The 19278-nt window shown below is 37.1% G+C and carries 22 protein-coding genes; 6 read left to right on the forward strand and 16 right to left on the reverse strand.

The annotated features are described in order from the left end of the window. Positions 1-401 precede the first annotated feature (401 nt). Entirely contained in the window at positions 402-917 is a 516-nt protein-coding gene (locus ACTJJ9_RS03275) for a YwhD family protein (protein ID WP_095301736.1), read from the reverse strand. A gap of 52 nt (positions 918-969) precedes the next feature. Beyond that, positions 970-1635 carry a site-2 protease family protein gene (locus ACTJJ9_RS03280; protein ID WP_145580354.1) on the reverse strand — a complete coding sequence of 222 codons (666 nt, stop codon included), beginning with the start codon at positions 1633-1635 and terminating at the stop codon, positions 970-972. 145 nt (positions 1636-1780) lie between these two features. Between ACTJJ9_RS03280 and ACTJJ9_RS03285 the strand changes: the two genes are divergently transcribed. Further along, a complete protein-coding gene (locus ACTJJ9_RS03285; protein ID WP_233452134.1) occupies positions 1781-1966 on the forward strand; it encodes a 2-hydroxymuconate tautomerase in 186 nt (61 codons plus the stop codon). A gap of 130 nt (positions 1967-2096) precedes the next feature. Here the strand turns inward: ACTJJ9_RS03285 and ACTJJ9_RS03290 are convergent, their stop codons facing one another. The 3 genes from ACTJJ9_RS03290 to ACTJJ9_RS03300 all read right to left on the reverse strand — a co-directional run bounded on the left by ACTJJ9_RS03290 (position 2097) and on the right by ACTJJ9_RS03300 (position 4519). After that, complete coding sequence (locus ACTJJ9_RS03290) at positions 2097-2618, reverse strand: YwgA family protein (RefSeq protein ID WP_145580158.1); 522 nt, start codon at positions 2616-2618, stop codon at positions 2097-2099. A gap of 52 nt (positions 2619-2670) precedes the next feature. Then, entirely contained in the window at positions 2671-3969 is a 1299-nt protein-coding gene (locus ACTJJ9_RS03295; RefSeq protein ID WP_095301733.1) for an HD domain-containing protein, read from the reverse strand. 325 nt (positions 3970-4294) lie between these two features. Next, positions 4295-4519, reverse strand: coding sequence for a DUF1450 domain-containing protein (locus tag ACTJJ9_RS03300; protein WP_095301732.1), 225 nt, complete (start codon positions 4517-4519; stop codon positions 4295-4297). Positions 4520-4871: 352 nt separating this feature from the next. On the opposite strand from ACTJJ9_RS03300, the gene ACTJJ9_RS03305 reads away from it, so the two are divergent. Further along, positions 4872-5639: an RsfA family transcriptional regulator gene (locus tag ACTJJ9_RS03305; RefSeq protein WP_145580157.1), complete on the forward strand. Its 768-nt coding sequence runs from the start codon at positions 4872-4874 to the stop codon at positions 5637-5639. Between the two features lie 314 nt (positions 5640-5953). Then, positions 5954-6772, forward strand: a complete 819-nt coding sequence (locus tag ACTJJ9_RS03310) for an EcsC family protein (RefSeq protein ID WP_186324080.1) — start codon at positions 5954-5956, stop codon at positions 6770-6772. Between the two features lie 63 nt (positions 6773-6835). Here the strand turns inward: ACTJJ9_RS03310 and ACTJJ9_RS03315 are convergent, their stop codons facing one another. Both ACTJJ9_RS03315 and pta read right to left on the reverse strand, forming a co-directional pair. Next, the gene (locus ACTJJ9_RS03315; protein ID WP_186324079.1) at positions 6836-7672 is read right to left on the reverse strand and encodes a lipoate--protein ligase family protein; all 837 of its coding nucleotides are present in this window, start codon (positions 7670-7672) and stop codon (positions 6836-6838) included. Positions 7673-7799: 127 nt separating this feature from the next. Further along, on the reverse strand, positions 7800-8768 hold the full coding sequence (pta, locus tag ACTJJ9_RS03320; protein ID WP_145580155.1) for a phosphate acetyltransferase: 969 nt from the start codon (positions 8766-8768) through the stop codon (positions 7800-7802). A gap of 278 nt (positions 8769-9046) precedes the next feature. On the opposite strand from pta, the gene hemQ reads away from it, so the two are divergent. Next, on the forward strand, positions 9047-9799 hold the full coding sequence (hemQ, locus tag ACTJJ9_RS03325; RefSeq protein WP_095300274.1) for a hydrogen peroxide-dependent heme synthase: 753 nt from the start codon (positions 9047-9049) through the stop codon (positions 9797-9799). A 490-nt stretch (positions 9800-10289) separates the two neighbouring features. After that, on the forward strand, positions 10290-10844 hold the full coding sequence (gerQ, locus tag ACTJJ9_RS03330) for a spore coat protein GerQ (protein WP_233452135.1): 555 nt from the start codon (positions 10290-10292) through the stop codon (positions 10842-10844). Between the two features lie 95 nt (positions 10845-10939). Here gerQ and ACTJJ9_RS03335 read toward each other — a convergent pair whose 3' ends face one another. The 9 genes from ACTJJ9_RS03335 to ACTJJ9_RS03375 form a co-directional block, all read right to left on the reverse strand. Next, positions 10940-11311, reverse strand: a complete 372-nt coding sequence (locus ACTJJ9_RS03335) for a DUF423 domain-containing protein (RefSeq protein WP_095300275.1) — start codon at positions 11309-11311, stop codon at positions 10940-10942. A gap of 139 nt (positions 11312-11450) precedes the next feature. Then, positions 11451-11750 (reverse strand): hypothetical protein, encoded by a 300-nt coding sequence (locus ACTJJ9_RS03340; RefSeq protein ID WP_095300276.1) that lies wholly within the window; start codon positions 11748-11750, stop codon positions 11451-11453. Positions 11751-11842: 92 nt separating this feature from the next. Then, positions 11843-12145 carry a YwdI family protein gene (locus ACTJJ9_RS03345; RefSeq protein WP_255451748.1) on the reverse strand — a complete coding sequence of 101 codons (303 nt, stop codon included), beginning with the start codon at positions 12143-12145 and terminating at the stop codon, positions 11843-11845. A 5-nt stretch (positions 12146-12150) separates the two neighbouring features. Next, on the reverse strand, positions 12151-12321 hold the full coding sequence (locus tag ACTJJ9_RS03350) for a uracil-DNA glycosylase (RefSeq protein ID WP_145580154.1): 171 nt from the start codon (positions 12319-12321) through the stop codon (positions 12151-12153). Positions 12322-12355: 34 nt separating this feature from the next. Further along, positions 12356-13024 (reverse strand): uracil-DNA glycosylase, encoded by a 669-nt coding sequence (locus ACTJJ9_RS03355; protein WP_095300278.1) that lies wholly within the window; start codon positions 13022-13024, stop codon positions 12356-12358. Further along, the gene (locus ACTJJ9_RS03360; RefSeq protein WP_145580153.1) at positions 13005-13832 is read right to left on the reverse strand and encodes a glycosyltransferase family 2 protein; all 828 of its coding nucleotides are present in this window, start codon (positions 13830-13832) and stop codon (positions 13005-13007) included. The genes ACTJJ9_RS03355 and ACTJJ9_RS03360 overlap by 20 nt, the downstream gene beginning before the upstream one ends. 321 nt (positions 13833-14153) lie before the next feature. After that, on the reverse strand, positions 14154-15686 hold the full coding sequence (gene galT / locus ACTJJ9_RS03365) for a UDP-glucose--hexose-1-phosphate uridylyltransferase (RefSeq protein ID WP_145580152.1): 1533 nt from the start codon (positions 15684-15686) through the stop codon (positions 14154-14156). A gap of 91 nt (positions 15687-15777) precedes the next feature. Beyond that, a complete protein-coding gene (gene galE / locus ACTJJ9_RS03370) occupies positions 15778-16767 on the reverse strand; it encodes a UDP-glucose 4-epimerase GalE (protein ID WP_095300281.1) in 990 nt (329 codons plus the stop codon). 16 nt (positions 16768-16783) lie between these two features. Further along, entirely contained in the window at positions 16784-17953 is a 1170-nt protein-coding gene (locus ACTJJ9_RS03375; protein ID WP_145580151.1) for a galactokinase, read from the reverse strand. A gap of 264 nt (positions 17954-18217) precedes the next feature. On the opposite strand from ACTJJ9_RS03375, the gene ACTJJ9_RS03380 reads away from it, so the two are divergent. Beyond that, entirely contained in the window at positions 18218-19069 is an 852-nt protein-coding gene (locus ACTJJ9_RS03380; protein ID WP_145580150.1) for an AraC family transcriptional regulator, read from the forward strand. Positions 19070-19278: the final 209 nt, after the last annotated feature.

Raw genomic sequence — 19278 nt, forward strand, 5'->3', positions numbered from 1 at the left:
GACAAGCACAAGACGCATAGGAAATGAAGGTGTTCTTTGCCTTCAATTCCTATGTGGCTTGTGACCTCGAGGGGCTAGGCGCTGGAGCTAGACAAATAGAAAAGCGGAAGCACCTTGGTCAGCCCCGACAAGCACAAGACGCAAATGAATGGAAGGTGCTTGCTCTTACTATCAATTCCTAGGCTTGTAGCTTTGAGGGCTTAGCGCCGGAGTTAGATGTCGTGCGCTTCACCAAAATTTCAAAATTTTATAATTTCCAAACAATAAAAAACCCCGAACAAATATGCTCGGGGCTTTTTATGTCCTAGTTTTATAAACTTAACCTTAGTCTACTAACTTTAAGGGAAATTCACAAGATATTACCAATTTGTTCACGAAAGTGTCACAGTTTCGACATATTTTCAGTTTGCGTTTAAATCATCCTTCAGCTTCTGCTCAGAGCGCTCCCACATGCCTTGGTCATGATTTTTTAAATAATTTGCAAGAATTTCCTTAGAGCGGTCATCCATATGGTCAACGATAATATGTCTTTTCATTGATTTATCCATTCGGTTTACATGCTCAGGAAGAGATTTATACCCTCTTCTAATCGAGCGATCCACAGTCATTTCACATGCTGCAACACCGGCATAATATGGACCCTCCGCTTTTCGATCAATTGTTACCCAAACGAGCCAATATGGTTTTCCATTTGGTACTTCCTCTTTATTTTTTAGAAACTTAATGCCCTTCTCAACAGCACTTCTAGCATGCATTGCACCAATATCAACAAAGGCCTCGCCCTCTTCAATATCAACAAATACCGGGGATACATTATCAAGGCTTAATGCACCTACACCGAACCCTCCGTGACCATCCGTTGGGTCATTTTTGATGATATTAAAGCCAATACTTTTCTTCTTTTTCTTTTCCTCCATAAGTAATCCTCCTTCTTTATAACCATTTGTTTCTTTAAACTATTTTATGTAGTTAAATAATCGGGCTTAATAAGAAATGGAACATCTCCATCACTAATGGTCGACCGACAGCAAAAATCGGTTGAATAATGTACTGATCAAGCGGTGTAATGACAAGAATGAGAAAGATAATAATCCCATAGCTTTCATATTGTGTCATTTTAGCACGAATATGTGCTGGTGCTAAATCTTCAATAATTCGATACCCATCTAACGGTGGAAACGGTAGTAGATTGAAAATAAATAGCATGACATTAAGTGATACAAATATATTAAAAAAGTCCTCTAGACCGTACATCATCGATTCTGGCAGAGCCATTAATATTTTCGTTGATATAAGAATATACCATATAGCTGTTCCAAGAAAAGCGATCACTAAATTGCTTAATGGACCTGCTACAGATACTAAAACACCTGCAAGTCGAGGTCTTTTAAAAAAGTAGCGATTAACCGGTACCGGCCTTGCCCAACCGAAGCCTGCAATAAAAATAAGAATCGTACCAAACGGATCCAAATGGGCTAACGGTGATAGCGTTAGTCTCCCCTGCCTTTTAGCAGTAGGATCTCCAAATTTATAGGCAACATATGCATGGGCAAACTCATGAAATGTGAAGGCTACAACTAATGTAATGACAACATACGGAATCATTTGTAATGGAAACGCCAAAAACTGTCCTATCGTTTCTTCTAATCTTTCCATCTCATTCTCCTTTATGTGAGGTTATGCAAACGTACTCGCTTAAAGTATACTATATTTACAGGCTGAATACATTTTCCAAGCAAAATGTTCACCAGCGATACATATTTTTGAAAGGATGGGACATATGCCATATGTAACTGTTAAAATGCTAGAAGGCCGTACAGAGGAGCAAAAGAAGGCATTAGTGGAAAAAGTAACTGCTGCCGTCTCTGAAACAACAGGAGCACCTGATGAAAAAATTGTCGTCTTCATTGAAGAAATGTCAAAAAATCATTATGCTGTTGGCGGAAAAAGACTAAGTGATGAATAGAAATACTGCAAAGTAACAAAAGGCTGACTCAATAAGGTAAATCTTTTGAGCAGCCCTTTTAAGCACCTTATATACTCCTAATCTAAGCAAAAAAAATAGGAAAGAAAAATTCTTTCCACCCGTGCACTCTTTAATGTTTTGTAAGCTCCTTCGTTACTAAATCTCTAATTTTTTCAATATACTGATAAGCCTCGTCGATTTCCTCTTCTGTATAACGCTGTTTGCTTTTTAACGTAAACACCTTATCCTTCACTTCATCTTTTTCAAGTCCTTCAAAGTATAAAACCGTTGATACTAACTCTAAAAATCTTGAATTTTGTTCATTTAAATCTAGCATAAAATCCTTTAATGGCGGCAAATCAAGCTCATAATGGCCTAAAAATTCTTGTCCAGCGTCTGTTAATGAATAACGATATTGAAAGTAGCCACCCTTTTTTTCATGAACCTCATTTATAAATCCTAAATTGCAAAGCTCTTCAATTCGAAGTGTTAATTCCTCTGAATAAGGTCCATAAAAATGAAAGTTATATTTTTCATAAAAAGGAAGATTAACCTTCTTTGCAATATAAATCATCTTTTGCAGCTTTTTACGACCAATAATTTCACCAGCTGATGAAATAACCTTCATCAGCTTAGCATGTTCTTTCATCAAAGCCCCGTCATCTCCTAACTCTTTCTATGTTCAACGTTATATCTCTCTCGATTTAGTTAGCTAATCCTAATAATTCTAATATTTTTTTCTTCGCCGTACGCTTCGTTGATAAATCCTCTAATAAATCCAAAGGAAAATATAGCTTATGATCTGTCCTTCTTTTTCCCGATATGGCATCAACAATTTCTGATTCTCGTGATAGCTCTCGAATGTCTCCATTCGACATTTGCAGATGAATTGGTAAACGTTCCTCCTCCTCACCAGGCCGATAAAAATCATATGGCAAATCTGATGACGAATCGACAACTAAATAATATTCGGGATCAATTCCAGCCTTTTTAAATAACGCCGTGAGTTCCATCAGTGTCATCATTTGCACATTTGGGTTAAACTCAACATATTTAAACAGCTTGCGGTCCATAAATCGCGTACATAAATCACTTAAAATCGCATCATCTTCATCCTGCCAAGCCTGAAAATAATACAAAATAACAGACTCATCCAATTTTAAATAGTCCGCTAATGTCATTTCATCTTCAAATAAAGAGTAAAAATGTAGCGGTTCATGCTTAAACGAATAAAATTCCTGATGAAGCTGTTTAGCACGATGAAGAATCTTTGTTAAAATCACTTCCGCACTACGTGTAACAGGATGAAAATATACCTGCCAATACATTTGGTAACGGCTCATAATATAATCCTCAACCGCATGCATCCCGCTGCTCTTAATTACGACCTGATCTTCTCGAGGACGCATCACACGTAAAATCCGTTCCATATCAAAATGCCCATAGCTCACACCCGTATAATAGGCGTCCCGCTGAAGATAATCCATCCTATCTGCATCAATCTGGCTTGATATTAAACTTACAACCTGTTTATTTTCGTATGTTTTTGCAATCACTTCGGCAACCTTTTTTGGAAAATCCTTCCCATTCTCACAGAGAACTGCATGAACCTCTGTATCTCCCAAAATGATCGCCTGTGTATAATCCTCATGATCGAGATGGAATACCTTTTCGAATGAATGTGAAAAAGGACCATGTCCTAAATCATGTAATAACGCCGCACAAAGACATAGCATTCTTTCTTCATCATTCCATTGCGGTCTCCCTTTAAAAACATCATCAACAATTCGTCTAACAATTTCATAAACACCCAATGAATGATTAAACCGGCTATGCTCTGCTCCATGAAAGGTGAAAAATGTCGTCCCAAGCTGACGAATCCTTCGTAACCGTTGAAATTCCTTTGTCCCGATCAGATCCCAAATCAATTTATCTCGAACATGTATATAGCGGTGAACGGGATCCTTAAAAACCTTCTCCTCAGACAATTTTGTATTTGCCATTGTCTTCCCACTTCCGTTCCGACTTAATAAAAAAGCGAATACGCCTTGTTAGTGACCCTGTGAGGATAAAGACAACACATCAAGAAAGTCTCTATCTCTTTTAGGGTTCTTAGCTGACTCATACCCTCATGAGACTAGGCGTTGTAGCTCAACATTAAAAAAATACAAAAGTGCCTAATAGACACTAACACTAATCAATAACACTTGTTTTTATTATAGCTACTTCAACTAGACATTAACACCTACAATTTTACAATTTTCCTCTTTTAAAACTCGAAAACATTCATAAAAAAATCACCGTTGTAGAGACTTTACAAAGGTGATGTTATTTTTTTAGCTTGTTTTCAATTTTTTCAATTAATTCGTCTTCCGTTGGTGCTGCCACAGGACGATTATTGACAAAAGCAAAAGCTTTTTTTCTACCTGGTCCACAATATGATTGGCAAGCAATATCAATTGTTGCATCTGCATCAATTTCTTTTAAACGTGGTATTAAAGTTTTTATGTTCGTTGCTTGGCAATCATCACAAATTCGAAATTCGTTTGCCATAATTTTGTACAACCCTTTCTAACTAACCGAATATGATGGAAAACCCACCATCTATTTATTGAGGAGTTTATCCTACATCAATCTCATTTTTTCGCTAAAAAATATTTTACCGCTATTCAATTAGCAATGCAAGTATGATAAAGCACTTCTATTTTTAGGAGGAAATTCCATTTGTAGTAGATTCTAAAGCTAAAAGATATATTGTCAAAACGTCCCAAATGAATAAAATCCTTAAGGTTTTATAAAAAAATCTACTATCCTCGTAACAAAAATGAATAAAATGGCGATAACTTGTCCATGCTTATTAACAGTTATTTGGAAAAACATTTATTTATTTTAGGGAGTTGGAAAAATTATGAAACAAAGACAAGACGCATGGTCTCAAGAGAATGATTTATTACTAGCAGAAACTGTCCTTAGACATGTTCGCGAAGGGAGTACCCAGCTAAACGCTTTTGAAGAGGTAGGCGATAAGCTTAACCGCACATCAGCTGCATGTGGTTTTCGCTGGAATGCTGTCGTTCGTCACGATTATGAAAAAGCATTACAACTAGCAAAAAAACAACGCAAGCAACGAATGAGAGCCCTCGGAAAAGGACAGCCTGTTAAAAAGCAGCTTCTTTATTCACCAGAGGTTCCTTCTATTGATTTAGATGAACAAGAAGAGCTTACGATGATGTCAGCTTTAGAGAATCATATGGCTGAGGTAATGCCTGCAGATGAGGATGTAAAAGCAAATCTACCAGAAACTGGAACTACTCAAGCTACAAAAACAATCGCTAGACCTATGCAGCCTACAGCAACGAATAAGTTAACGATGGATCAGGTCATCACATTCTTACAGTCTTATAAATCAACAAGTGATCATTCTGAAGCTTTAATGAGTGAAAACACTCGTCTTAAGCGTGAAAACCAAGAACTGTCTACAGAAAATGAAGAATTGAAGAAAAAGGTAGCAAAGCTTGAACAAGATACTGTTACGGTCCAAGAAGACTATGAAACATTAATGAAAATTATGAATCGAGCAAGAAAGCTTGTATTATTTGATGAAGAGGATCGTACGTCTCCTACTACATTTAAAATGGACCGAAATGGAAATTTAGAAAAGCTTGCTGAATAATAATAGAATGCTTGAAACAACGCCTTGATGCCTTAATTACATGGGATCAAGGCGTTTTTTAGTCCGTATCACCCTTCTACTTTTAGCTAATAATATGTATAAAATGGAAGATATATCTTATAATTGCTTTTGCAACGTTATATTTGTTAGAGACGATATGTGAGCTTCTTTGGGAATTGTATTAAAAATCCCTTATAGAAAAGTGGATACTAGTAAGAATTTCACTATAACAGAGGCAAAAATTATTTTTGAAACTAATTAAACGAAAAAAACGTAGTATGTTCTATAACGCTAATAGTAAAGGTTGGATTATATTGGAAACAAAGGAATGGTTACAGTCTGAATTAAAAACGATTGAGGAATGGGAGCAGGATCAAAAGGGATTATGGTTCTGGGAAAAGATTGGGAGGCTTCCATTTAAATTACTAGATAAATTAACTCCTGCCTTCATTCAAAAGAAAATTGGAGTTTTACTAGATGAAATTGGGCAATATGTCCAAACTGGTGGACAATATTTAACGAAGGAACATACGATATTAAAAAAACTACAACACTATTCAAAAAATGATTCCTTAACAGTAGATGAAATACCTTCACTTCCATTATCAACGATGGATGCTGTTAGCAAGGATCTCAAAACAAATCGCAGCCAGTTTGCAACGATTCAAGGTGCAACAACAGGCATCGGAGGAATCTTCACACTTGCTGTTGATATTCCAGTTATTCTTGGACTTTCACTAAAAACGCTTCAGGATATTGCGATTGCCTATGGCTATGACCCTAACGAACGAGAAGAGCGCATATTCATCATTAAGTGCTTGCAATTCTCATCAGCTGATGTCGTCGGGAAGGAAGCCATTTTAAATGAGTTAGCAAACTTTTATAAAAATGAACAGTCCAAAAGTGAAGTAATTTCACAGCTTCAAGGCTGGCGCGAGGTTGTTTACACATACCGCGACCAATTTGGCTGGAAAAAGCTTTTGCAAATGGTTCCAATTGCTGGAATGGTATTTGGTGCCCTTACAAACCGCTCGATGATCAATGATTTAGCTGAAACAGGCATGATGCTATATCGAAAAAGAAGAATACTCGAGAGACTAGAAGGTAACAAAGAAGTCATAGAAGCTGAATAGAGACTGCCGTAAAACGAAAGGGTCTGGCCCCAGGTCAGGCCCTTTCTAAACAGCCTCCCATTTCTATTCAATTTTTGAGAATACCTTTTCGTTTCGTTCTATCATTCTCACTAGGTTTTGCTCATATAATAGCTGCTCATCTGCTGTCAATGATGATGAAAGTAATTGCCCACTATGTTCCTTTAATGTTGTGAATAAATCAAATAATATCGTTTCATTTGTTACGTTCTCTTGTAACAAATCGCTTAGTGAGGACATTGTTTCTGGTTTGATAGTTGGAAAAGTGAGTTTCGTTTGCTCGCCTTTAAGAGATACGTCATAAAATTGACGAATCAAATCTGCTCGCTCCTCACCACTCCCAGACACACATAAATAAATTTGAACAGCGATACCGTTGCGCAATCTCCGCTGTGAAATCCCTGCAAATTTCTTTCCATTTATGCTAAGATCATAGCTTCCAGGACAATAGGAGCCAATAATTTCCCGCGCCTCTACCTTGTTGCCATGCTCCTTTAACATAGATTTAATCAATTCGAACATCGCTTCATAGCCCCGATTGATATCAATTCCTTTTTCAAGATCTGGGAAAATTAATGAAATGTTCATAACATCCTTATCTAATACAACCGCAAGACCGCCTGAATTCCTTACGATTACGTGGTAGCCTCTCTCTTGCAAAAAATTAATCCCATCTTTTAAGTATGGTAGCTTTGTATCTTGAATCCCAAGGACTATTGTATTGTGATGCACCCATGTGCGAGCTGTTGGCGGTGATTCAAGTTTTCCAACAGTTGTACATAATGTATCATCTATTGCAAATGATTGTTTAGCCTCGAATTGCGGACCTAAGCTAGATTGATCGACTATTCTCCATTGCGGCTGTTCAATTAATGAGTTCATACAAATTCTTCACCCTTATGCTAGTTATACCGTTATTATATCAAATATACTTATTAGCTTGGTTATTATCCAAAATATACAAAAAAGAGCCCACCCATTACCTAGGTGAGCTCGAACAATTGTTAAATTACGCTTGAGCAGCTGTAATTAACGCTAACTTATAAACATCCTCTGCATTACAGCCACGTGATAAATCATTTACAGGTTTATTTAACCCTTGTAAAATTGGTCCAACTGCTTCAAAGTTTCCTAAGCGTTGCGCAATTTTATAGCCAATATTTCCTGCTTCAAGGCTTGGGAATACAAAAACATTTGCATCACCTTTTAGAACAGAGCCTGGAGCCTTCTTTTCTGCAACAGATGGTACAAATGCTGCATCAAATTGGAACTCTCCATCTAAAACTAAATCTGGAGCTAATTCCTTCGCTATGTTAACTGCTTCTGCTACCTTTTCTGTTTCTGGTGATTTTGCAGATCCTTTTGTCGAGAAGCTCAAAAGTGCAACACGTGGATCGATATCAAACATTTTTGCTGTTTCAGCACTTGCAACAGCAATTTCCGCTAGATCCTGGCTGTCAGGAGCAATATTGATTGCACAGTCTGCAAATACGTACTTCTCTTCTTCACGTACCATAATGAATACACCTGAAGTCTTTTTAATGCCTGGCTTTGTTTTAATAATTTGTAGAGCAGGACGTACTGTATCAGCTGTTGAATGAGCCGCTCCACTTACAAGCCCTTGTGCTTTTCCAAGATGAACAAGCATTGTTCCAAAGTAGTTTTCGTCTAATAGAATTTTACGTGCATCCTCTTCCGTTGCTTTCCCTTTACGTCTTTCAACAAAAGCTGCCACTAGCTCTTCCATTGCATCGTATTGCTTCGGATCGTACACTTCGATACCATCCAAAGAAACGTTAAGTTCACTTGCCTTTTTCGAAATTTCATCTTGATTTCCAATTAGGATTGGCTGTAAAATATTTTCACTAGCTAGACGATGAACAGCTGTTAAAATACGCTCATCCGTTCCTTCTGGGAAAACAATTTTAATTTGTTGTCCGCTCACTTTTTCCTTTAATGTCGCAAATAAATCTGACACGTTAAAAACCTCCTTGATATGTAAAGAAAAACCTCTTCCTTAAGAATACTCCACTTATTATTAAATTCAAACATATCCTTATGATAATAACGCTTACACCTAAAAGTCTTTACTTTCTAAATTTTCACTTATTTTATTTTCACTTTCTCATAAGAAATGATGCCCCACAATTGTCAAACTTACTCATTTGTTCAAGTTTTATTCATACTGTCGGATGGACAAACTATGATATAGTTAACATATAAACATTTTCTATCAATCTTTAGGAGTGAATATATATGAGTGAAGCAGCACAAACGTTAGACGGCTGGTATTGTTTACATGATTTCCGTTCAATTGATTGGCCATCATGGAAGCTGTTAACAAACGATGAGCGCCAAGCTGCCATCGATGAATTTTTAGGTTTACTTGAGAAATGGGGAACTGCCCAGAATGCAGACAAAGGCAGTCATGCTCTTTATTCAATAGTTGGTCAAAAAGCTGACTTTATGATCATGATTCTCCGCCCTACAATGGATGAGCTAAATGCAATCGAGCTTGAATTTAATAAAACAAAGCTTGCGGAATTTACGATTCCTACATATTCTTATGTGTCTGTTGTGGAACTAAGTAATTACTTAGCAGGTCAAAGCAATGAAGACCCATATGAAAACCCACATGTTCGCGCAAGATTGTATCCAAAGCTTCCACAATCTAAATACGCATGCTTCTATCCAATGGATAAGCGCCGTCAAGGAAATGATAACTGGTATTCTTTATCTATGGAAGAACGCCGTGAATTAATGAAAAGCCATGGCTTAATCGGTCGTTCCTATGCTGGAAAGGTGAAGCAAATCATTACTGGCTCTGTCGGTTTTGATGATTATGAATGGGGTGTGACATTATTCTCAGATGATGTTCTCCAATTCAAAAAGCTCGTTTATGAAATGCGTTTTGACGAAGTAAGCGCACGTTACGGTGAATTCGGTTCCTTCTTTGTCGGAAACCTTTTAAACGCAGAAAAAATCCAACCGTTTTTTGCTATTCAATAAAAAGTAATGCGAGGCTGTCTCAGGAAGGGTCTGACCCTTATGTTTTGAGATAGCCTCTTTTTTGCTGTTTTGGAAATACGATTGTTGGTAATCGATTTCAACAGGTTTTTTTAACAACAAAACAACTATCCCCTATTTTTATACGTCTCCTTTCTATCCACTAAATTGATAAATGAAAAGTCATAAGAGCATCTCCTTTAACATACATATGAATGAGCAAAGATTGAATCATGCTCCCTTTTCGCATGACTGCTATCAAAAGTAGATTAAGAAAATGGGGTTATTCCTTATACGTAAAGCGGATGTTTAATTGCTTGCACGTTCAAGTTAAAAAGCTGTTCAAGCAACATTCTCACTATGGTTAACCATCTAATAGAATAACTTGCACATTTGTTTAATCAATGGCATATAAGTCATTACAAACCACACTGCTTTTATCTTCCATCACAATCCGCTTGTTCAAGTTTTTATTTAATAAGGAGGGTTACAAATGGCAAATGAAAAAAGACAATCAACACAAGCACCACCTTATAGCTTTAATCAGCAAGGTGCAGGAGGAGGACAAATGCAACCATCGACTATGCAAGGTATAGGGGGAGGAGCCGGAATGCAAATGCAACCAATGAGCATGCAAGGTGCAGGAGGTCAACCATATGCTACATACCCTTATCCTGGTGCTCAGTTTGGAGGTCAACAAGGATTCCCGCTAATACAATCATTTCCATTGCCTGCGCAGCAACAAGGTGTCGCTCAAAACATCCCTGGTATGCTTCCATTAGAACAATCCTATGTAGAAAATATTTTACGATTAAATCGCGGGAAGGTCGCAACTGTCTATATGACCTTTGAAAACAATCGTGAATGGAATGCGAAAATCTTTAAAGGGGTTATTGAAGCAGCTGGTCGCGATCATCTAATTCTTAGTGACCCGCAAACAGGCATGCGTTATTTATTACTCATGGTATACTTAGATTATGTAACATTTGATGAAGAGCTAGTATACGATCCTCAATATGCACTAGCTACCTTTCAGCCTAGAAAATAAGGTAAACTAAAATGGCCTATTCCACAATAATTGAGAATAGGCCTCTTTATTTTAAATTAATAAAAAGCATTCATGTTTACGAAAAAAGCTTTATTTTATAAAAAGCGAATTGCAACATATCCAATTAGAAGCCAGCCAGCTAAAAAGGCAAGCCCACCTAACGGAGTGATAGCTCCCAACACACTAATTTGTGTCACACTTAACACATAAAGACTACCGGAAAATAAGATAATACCAATGAAAAACAACCAACCAGCAGCAGTTAGCAGCCCAACATTCGCTAGCTTATCCACTAAAAACGCAATGACAAACAGCCCGCCAGCGTGAAACATTTGATACGTAACACCTGTTTGCCACGTTTTTATGTATTTTTCGGGAATCTTCCCTTCTAGCCCATGTGCCCCAAATGCTCCTAACGCAACAGCTAAAAATCCATTAATTGCACCTAAAATAAGAAACAGCTTCATTCAACCAACCTCCTCTTTTATCATCTTACCCTAGAATTCGCTCATTTCAACTTATGAAATTGTGAAAGATTTTTGAGAACTTCTGTTTTTTTAAAACTACTTTCCTACATATAAAAAAATAAGAGCCTACTTAAAGGCTCTAGCGATTTTGCAAATAAACTTTTAACACATTTGATATGCTTTGTTCATTTGTTTGAGTTCTAATATAGTAATGATCACCATCTAAATAAGAATGGAAATCCTTTTGTCCTTCGTTCATGAGAAATTCATCAATATCATGAACCGATTCCTGTGCAGTAAGCAAGTATTTTTGACCGACGAAATCGTCGTTTACATATACATCATAACGGTCATGTGAAACTTTTGCTTGGGAAGCAGGACTAAACATATCTAAACCAAATCTCCCTCTCCCCATTTCAAACAAATCATCGTAAGCCATATTATAAACCTCCAATTGGATTTACTATCAGTGTGTCCTGATAAGGTTATAATATGATGAATTTGTTTGGGGAGTTTCTTCTTCCAATGGAATTAAAAATCGAATAGGGAATCCCCGTTCGCATCATCTTCTTTGTAAAGATTTGACGATGTCTGCTGTGGCTTAGGTGCAGATGAAAAATTTCCCATCATTTTTTGAAGCTCAGCAGGATTAATTTGATTTGGTTGTGGTGAAGGTATGTGTAACGAATTCTTTTGTTCATCGAGAATGACGTCACATAGCGATTGAATAACGATCAATCTTTCCCTTATTTCTTTATCTGAAGCACTTTGTTTTGCTTTTGTCAGCTCTTCCTCCATCTTTTGCAGGAGCTTTGAAACATGAATATTCATCATTTTTGTTACCCCTTTGGTTTAAATTTAAGACATGCCGTTCCTGATGATTGCTTCACCATTACAGCAGGTCTGGTGGCTGACTTAAAGCCATACGCACGACAGCCATTTGGGAAACTCTTATCCCATGTTATATAAAAATATTTGCATTTCAAACAATTTATTTGCGCGTCCTTCATTATTGTTTACTCCTTTTCAGGAAACTAAAAACAATTATAAGCTCCAGTCAATTTCACGAATGTGATGCTGTTTTAAATAAGCGTTTGTTTTGGAAAAAGGTTTGCTTCCAAAAAAGCCCTTTCTTGCTGAAAATGGACTAGGGTGGGGACTTTCAATGATATGATGCTGTGGCGAAGTAATAAGTTGCTTTTTTTCGCCAGCATGCTTCCCCCACAAAATAAAGACAATTGGTTCCTCGCGTCTATTTAAATGAGAGATTACTTCATCTGTTAATCGTTCCCAGCCTTTACCTTTATGTGAATTTGGACTGCCTTTTCTTACTGTTAAGACTGTGTTTAATAACAGCACACCCTCTTTTGCCCATTTCATAAGCGAGCCATTTGCAGGTTGTTCACAGCCAATATCGTCTTGTAATTCGATAAAAATATTGCGTAGTGATGGGGGAAGCTTCACTTCAGGCTGTACCGAAAAGCTGAGACCTTCCGCTTGTCCTTCACCATGGTACGGGTCCTGTCCAAGAATAACTGCTTTTACAGAATCATATGATGTTTCATTTAAAGCAGTAAAAACCTTATCTTTTGCTGGAAAAACAACGTTGTTTTTATATTCTTCCTCTAAAAATTCAAGAAGCTCTTGATAATATGGCTGTTCAAACTGGGAGCTTAATCGCGTTGCCCAATCATTATTTATTGAATGGTGCATAGTCTGCCCTCCCGAATCTTGTATAAATTGGCTTACCATCCCAAACAATTTTCGTTTCTGCCTCACGCTTTTTCATCGCTGGTTCTTCTAATAAAACGAAAAAGTTTTTTTGTGGTAGATTGCCGAGTTGATGCTTCTCACACAGCTTGTCTAAATAATGTTTTCTTCTATCGGTAAATTCTGATGATTGATTGTCTCCTGCTTCTGAAAAAGCATAGATAACACTAGCAATAGGTATTCTTTTTATTTCACATACTTTAGCTGCTCGGAGGAAAAAGTCCCAATCCCAATAATTATGAACATCAGGATCAAATAATCCAATTTTGTCATGTAATGCTTTTTTATACGCACTTCCTGAAGGAATATAGGTTGAAAACTTTCTCATTTCCTCAAGACTATAGTGATAGGCAAATGTCCTTCTTGATAAAGGAATGCGTGTGTTTCCTTTTTTTTCAAAGCTGACAATTTCTGCATCTGAGTATATGAAATCTGCATCCTTAAGTTCATTTCGTACAAATTCAATATGCTGCTTTGTAAGGAAATCATCATCATCACAAAGCATGATTACATCTCCTGTTACATAGCTTACACCAATATTTCTTGCATGAACATGCTTAACATTTTCCTTTAAGGTTATTGCCTTTATCGGCAATTCTGGATATAACTCCACTAACGGTGTGACACTTTCCCCTGCATCATTCACGATGATAATTTCATATGGAGCTACCGTTTGTCTTAAGATTGATTCGAGAAGCTCAGCAAGTTCAGGGAGCCTATTATATGTAACAATCACGATAGAAAGTTTCATCATTTATCACCTTTTCTTACAATCTATTATTTATCTTATCATAGGTAAAACAAAAAATAGAATGTCGTTGACTGAATAAGAAAGCATAAGCACCTTGAACAGTTCCGACAAGTTTATGACCTCGAGGATAGGCACTGAGATGTCTTGCACTTATCCTCAGTTTCAAAATTTTATCATTTTCCTAGACAATAAAAAAAGCTCTAGTCTATACACTAGAGCAAACTCGGAAATACAAATTCCGAAAACAATATATTAAAAATAAAGGGGGGGATTAAGATCAGTATGTCCGATATATAATTATCTTATACTAGCATCTCTGATTTATTTTATATTGTTTTGCATTTCCTTTATAAAACGTTGAAACGCTTGCTTACCTGCTTCATCACGCTTAAACACACCTGCATGACCTAGGATAGTAGCAAATATATTGCCAACATCCTCTAGCAATAATTGATAGCTTGACTGTTTCCGTTCAGGTGTAAGCCTATCTTTTAGCTTAACAACCCAATCATAATGCTTTGTAAGCTCACTGTTTTCTAAAATCACTGATAGATCTTCATTGCTGTCTAAAATCTCAGCTATTGCTTTTAATTCCTCAAGTAATCTACCTGGTAGAACCGCTAATCCCATGACCTCGATAAGCCCGATATTTTCCTTTTTTATATGATGAACCTCTTCGTGAGGGTGAAAAATACCGAATGGATGCTTATCACTTGTTCGATTATTGCGGAGGACTAAATCTAATTCGAAAAGCTCTCCTCTTCTTCGAGCAATCGGTGTAATCGTATTATGTGGAGTTTCACCTGTGAAAGCAATAATTTCAACAGATTCATCACTATACTTCTTCCATTCACGTAAAATATCATCCGCAGCATCGATTAAATCCTGTTGATTTAGCCCTTGAAGACGTAGGACAGACATTGGCCATTTGACTGTTCCAAGTTGAACGGTTGGATATTTATCGAGCGTAAAGCTATACTCCATTTCAGCTACTTCCATTGGAAAGGTATGATATCCACCCTGGAAATGATCATGGCTTAATATCGAGCCACCAACGATTGGTAAGTCTGCATTTGAGCCTAAAAAATAATGTGGATATTGCTCAACAAATTGCAGCAGCTTTGTGAAAGTCTGCTTTGATATTTTCATTGGTTTATGCTCACCCGATAGTACAATTGCATGCTCGTTATAATAAACATATGGAGAAAATTGGAGAAACCATTGTTCATCTTCGAGCGTAACAGGAATAATTCGATGGTTTTGTCTTGCCGGGTGATTAAGTCTACCTGCATAGCCTACATTTTCTTTGCAAAGCAAGCATGTTGGATAATCGCTTTTTTGCAAATTTCTCGCAGCAGCAATTGCTACCGGGTCTTTTTCAGGCTTAGAGAGATTAATCGTCATTTGCAAGTCGCCATATTCTGTTGGAGCTAACCATTTTTCATTTTTAGCAATTCGATCCGTCCGAATATAATGAACATCCTGGGAGAACTGATAAAACGAAGCTGTTGCCTCCTTAGGACCATACTTTCGGACATTCTCTTCGAAGTGACGGATGACTTCGCTTTGTGAAGGAACGAGACATCCCATTATTTTTGTATCAAGCAAGTCACGGTAAGTTACAGTATTTTCTGGTAATTGTCCGTTTTCAAAGGCCCAATCCAACATCCGCTCTAAAATTAGAACTGGTGAGGCAAGATCCTCATTTGGTACAGTAACCTGCTTAATATCTGTCAGCTGGAAAACATCTAATATTTTATTACGCACTAAATCAAGGTCCCATTTGGAAATAAGTTGTTTTTTTAATGCAAATTGTAAAAGTCGTTCAATTTCATAATCGATTAGAATAGACATGACATCATCCCCCAACAAGGCATATATAACTGGAAGTAAATTTTAGAAAAATAATAGAGATGTGAGGGGATAAACCCCTCATTCATTAACTTTATTTTGTATATCCGTTTGGATTCGCTTGGAACCATTTCCATGCGCTTTCAATAATTGTATGAAGGTCGGCATATTTTGGCTTCCAGCCCAGCTCTTTCATTGCCTTTTCTGATGAGGCAATTAAGATAGCTGGATCTCCTGCACGTCTCGGTGCAACCTCTGCTGGAATAGGGTGACCTGTTACTTTTCTTGCTGTTTCAATTACTTCTTTTACAGAGAAGCCATTGCCATTTCCAAGATTATAGGTAGCACTTTCGTTTTCTTTTCGAAGTTTCTCAATCGCTAAAATATGTGCATCCGCTAGGTCTGTCACATGAATATAATCGCGAATACATGTGCCATCTGCTGTATTGTAGTCGTCTCCAAAAATCATAATTTTTTCGCGTTGACCAAGGGCAACCTGTAAAATGATTGGGATTAAATGAGACTCTGGCTGATGATCCTCACCTAATTTTCCCTCCATATGGGCTCCTGCAACATTAAAGTAACGTAAAACGACATAGTTTAAACCATATGCTTGCTTGCTCCATTTCAGCATTTTTTCTACCGCGAGCTTCGTTTCACCATATGGATTAGTTGGCACAGTCGGATCGGTTTCTAAAATTGGAATATTTTCCGCTTCACCATAAGTTGCTGCTGTTGATGAAAAGACAATTTTATCAACACCAAACTCTGTCATAACCTTTAATAAACACATCGTTCCGTATACATTGTTTTCATAGTATTGAAGTGGCTTTTCAACACTTTCACCAACAAGAGAGTCTGCTGCAAAATGAATAACTGCTTCAATTTTGTTCTCCGCAAATACTTGTTTTAAAAATGCTTCATCACGTAAGTCACCTGTATAAAGCTTTGCTCCTTCTAATACTGCTGGTTTATGACCCTTTTGCAAATTATCAACGACGATAACCTCTTCATTTCGGTCTAAAAGCTCTGAAACAGCATGACTACCGATATAACCTGCTCCACCACATACTAATACTGCCATGTAAATCCCTCCAAAATTAAATTATTTCTCTCGCGCCATCCCCAACATTTGCAACGTAGAAATCAGCTGTTAATCCTGTTTTTTCCTTGTATGCCTTGCCTACCTCTTCAATAAATTGATCAATTTTTTCATTCTCTACAATGGATACTGTACAGCCGCCAAATCCTGCTCCAGTCATTCTCGAGCCTATGACCCCTTGTTGATTTAACGCTGCCTCAACTAAAGTATCTAATTCAAATCCTGTCACTTCATAGTCATCTCGTAATGATGTATGTGAATCACACATTAATTGACCAAAGCTTTCGATATCACCTTGTTGTAATTTCTCAACTGCTAGAATTGTCCGAGCATTTTCATAGACTGCATGTTTCGCTCGTTTTTGATCAATTTCATTTACGATAAGATGACGGTGATTTTCAAATTGTTCTGGCGTTAGCTCTCCTAGTGATTGAATATCAAGTTCATTTTGCAAATCCTTTAGCGCTCTTTCACATTCTGAGCGTCTTTCGTTATATTTCGAATCCGCTAATGCTCTGCGTTTATTTGTATTTGCAATAACAAGTGATGCATCCTTAAGGATAATTGGACTGTATTTAAATTGCAGGCTTTGACAATCTAAGAGAATTGCGTGATTTTCCTTGCCCATTCCAATCGCAAATTGATCCATAATTCCACAGCTTACTCCGATAAATTCATTTTCAGCATGCTGACTCATCTTAACTAATTCAACTTTTGAAAAGCTTGTTTCAAACAAACCTTGAAGCATAACTGATGTTGCAAGTTCAATTGAAGCAGAAGAAGATAAGCCTGCTCCATTTGGAATATCTCCATAATACAAGACATCAAATCCATTCCCGAACTCGATTCCTCTATCAAGAAATTCCTTTAAAACACCCTTTGGATAATTTGCCCAATCATGCTCTTCCATAAAGTACACCGGTTCATCAAGTGAAATGGAGATTACACCTACGTCAGGAAAGTTCATTGAATACATTTGAATCGTTTTGTCTGTTCGTAAAGCGGCTAATGCATATGTTCCAAATGTTAGCGCACACGGAAAGACATGCCCTCCATTGTAATCGGTGTGTTCTCCGATTAAATTCACTCGACCTGGTGCAAAAAAGCTACGAATACCTTCAGTCTTACCAAACAGCTTCTTAAATTGCTCTCTCATTTGTTCCTTCATCTAAATCACCCTTCATTATATCGAATTTCACTAAAAATTTCCTTTAGATTATTTCTCTTTTGTTAGCTTCATTTTAATTTTCATTTCTACCTGTTACAATGGTAAAATCATTTTATAAATGAGTACTTTTTTGCTCATGCTTAAATTAGTAAAACCGTTTTTACTTGTGTATTAAATACATTTCCGGAAATGATTTTTCATATAAAACAACCCATATTTTGCTTCAATCATAAAAAAAGGGTAGAAAAGGGGGAATATTTTGCTATGGATAAAAGAACCGGGGCGATCGTCTTTCGTTTTACCGATCATGTGGTCAATCATGTTGCACAAATTTGGTCTGTCGGGTGGGATGAACAGCATTCAACGATATACAATTGGAGCGGAATTGAACGTAAAGATCAGGGAAAATACATTTTTCAATATACATTATCAGGACATGGTGAAATATCGATTGATGGGCGTACTTTTAAAGTGGGTGCTGGACAAGCATTTATTGTTAGTAGTCCTGGTAACTATCATTATTATTTTCCAAAGGATGCTGAGAAATGGGAATTCCTATATTTGACCTTATATGGCAATGAAGCAAAACGCTGCTGGGATTATGTGAAGGAAACGGATAATCAAATCGTCCGTTTTCATCCTGAGTCAACACCAATCAAGCTTCTTAAAAAAATATATGATGATGCAAAGGAGCGCAAAATTACGAATGCTTACGAAGGATCAAGCATCGCCTATCATTTTATTATGGAGTTATATGTATACCTATCAAATCTCGATAAATTAATGGAAGATTGGTCAGAAGGGATTATTCGCGCAGCATTATTTGCTAGAAATTATTATCAAGAAGACATTAGCTCTGATGAAATGGCAGAAGCATCACAATTATCAAAATACCATTTTAGCCGCCTATTTAAAAAGGAAACCGGCGTAACTCCTGTTCAATATTTAACAAATATCCGTTTACAAAAGGCAACAGAATTATTGCAACATACAAAGTATACGGTTGATGAAATTGCCCAGCTAGTAGGGTATAAAAATGCCAATTACCTAAGCAAAGTAACACGAAAACAGCTTGGAAAATCCCCAGGTCAAATTAGACAAGATGGAGAAAACTAATAAGCAACAGCTAAACCCCGATAAAAATTATCTAAAACATGATTGTATTTAGGCTTGTAACTCGAGAGTCTCAGAAGCCTATACTGAACAGTAGAGTAGAAAACAGGAATTAGATATTGCCTTCTTGTCCTCGGTTTTCAGGGTGTTCCACCTTACTAAGCCAGACAGGAGGGCTATTTCTTTTCCTGCTTCCCCTCATCAATTCCGTA

Source organism: Metabacillus sp. 22489 (assembly GCF_052044855.1).
Taxonomy (GTDB): Bacteria; Bacillota; Bacilli; order Bacillales; family Bacillaceae; genus Metabacillus; species Metabacillus niabensis.

Excerpts from the sequence above, each read along its gene's own strand:
- ACTJJ9_RS03275 (WP_095301736.1), bottom strand. The coding sequence starts at position 917 with ATGGAGGAAAAGAAAAAGAAGAAAAGTATTGGCTTTAATATCATCAAA.
- ACTJJ9_RS03285 (WP_233452134.1), top strand. The coding sequence starts at position 1,781 with ATGCCATATGTAACTGTTAAAATGCTAGAAGGCCGTACAGAGGAGCAA.
- ACTJJ9_RS03295 (WP_095301733.1), bottom strand. The coding sequence starts at position 3,969 with ATGGCAAATACAAAATTGTCTGAGGAGAAGGTTTTTAAGGATCCCGTT.
- ACTJJ9_RS03300 (WP_095301732.1), bottom strand. The coding sequence starts at position 4,519 with ATGGCAAACGAATTTCGAATTTGTGATGATTGCCAAGCAACGAACATA.
- ACTJJ9_RS03315 (WP_186324079.1), bottom strand. The coding sequence starts at position 7,672 with ATGAACTCATTAATTGAACAGCCGCAATGGAGAATAGTCGATCAATCT.
- hemQ (WP_095300274.1), top strand. The coding sequence starts at position 9,047 with ATGAGTGAAGCAGCACAAACGTTAGACGGCTGGTATTGTTTACATGAT.
- gerQ (WP_233452135.1), top strand. The coding sequence starts at position 10,290 with ATGGCAAATGAAAAAAGACAATCAACACAAGCACCACCTTATAGCTTT.
- ACTJJ9_RS03335 (WP_095300275.1), bottom strand. The coding sequence starts at position 11,311 with ATGAAGCTGTTTCTTATTTTAGGTGCAATTAATGGATTTTTAGCTGTT.
- ACTJJ9_RS03340 (WP_095300276.1), bottom strand. The coding sequence starts at position 11,750 with ATGGCTTACGATGATTTGTTTGAAATGGGGAGAGGGAGATTTGGTTTA.
- ACTJJ9_RS03345 (WP_255451748.1), bottom strand. The coding sequence starts at position 12,145 with ATGATGAATATTCATGTTTCAAAGCTCCTGCAAAAGATGGAGGAAGAG.
- ACTJJ9_RS03350 (WP_145580154.1), bottom strand. The coding sequence starts at position 12,321 with ATGAAGGACGCGCAAATAAATTGTTTGAAATGCAAATATTTTTATATA.
- ACTJJ9_RS03355 (WP_095300278.1), bottom strand. The coding sequence starts at position 13,024 with ATGCACCATTCAATAAATAATGATTGGGCAACGCGATTAAGCTCCCAG.
- ACTJJ9_RS03360 (WP_145580153.1), bottom strand. The coding sequence starts at position 13,832 with ATGAAACTTTCTATCGTGATTGTTACATATAATAGGCTCCCTGAACTT.
- galT (WP_145580152.1), bottom strand. The coding sequence starts at position 15,686 with ATGTCTATTCTAATCGATTATGAAATTGAACGACTTTTACAATTTGCA.
- galE (WP_095300281.1), bottom strand. The coding sequence starts at position 16,767 with ATGGCAGTATTAGTATGTGGTGGAGCAGGTTATATCGGTAGTCATGCT.
- ACTJJ9_RS03375 (WP_145580151.1), bottom strand. The coding sequence starts at position 17,953 with ATGAAGGAACAAATGAGAGAGCAATTTAAGAAGCTGTTTGGTAAGACT.
- ACTJJ9_RS03380 (WP_145580150.1), top strand. The coding sequence starts at position 18,218 with ATGGATAAAAGAACCGGGGCGATCGTCTTTCGTTTTACCGATCATGTG.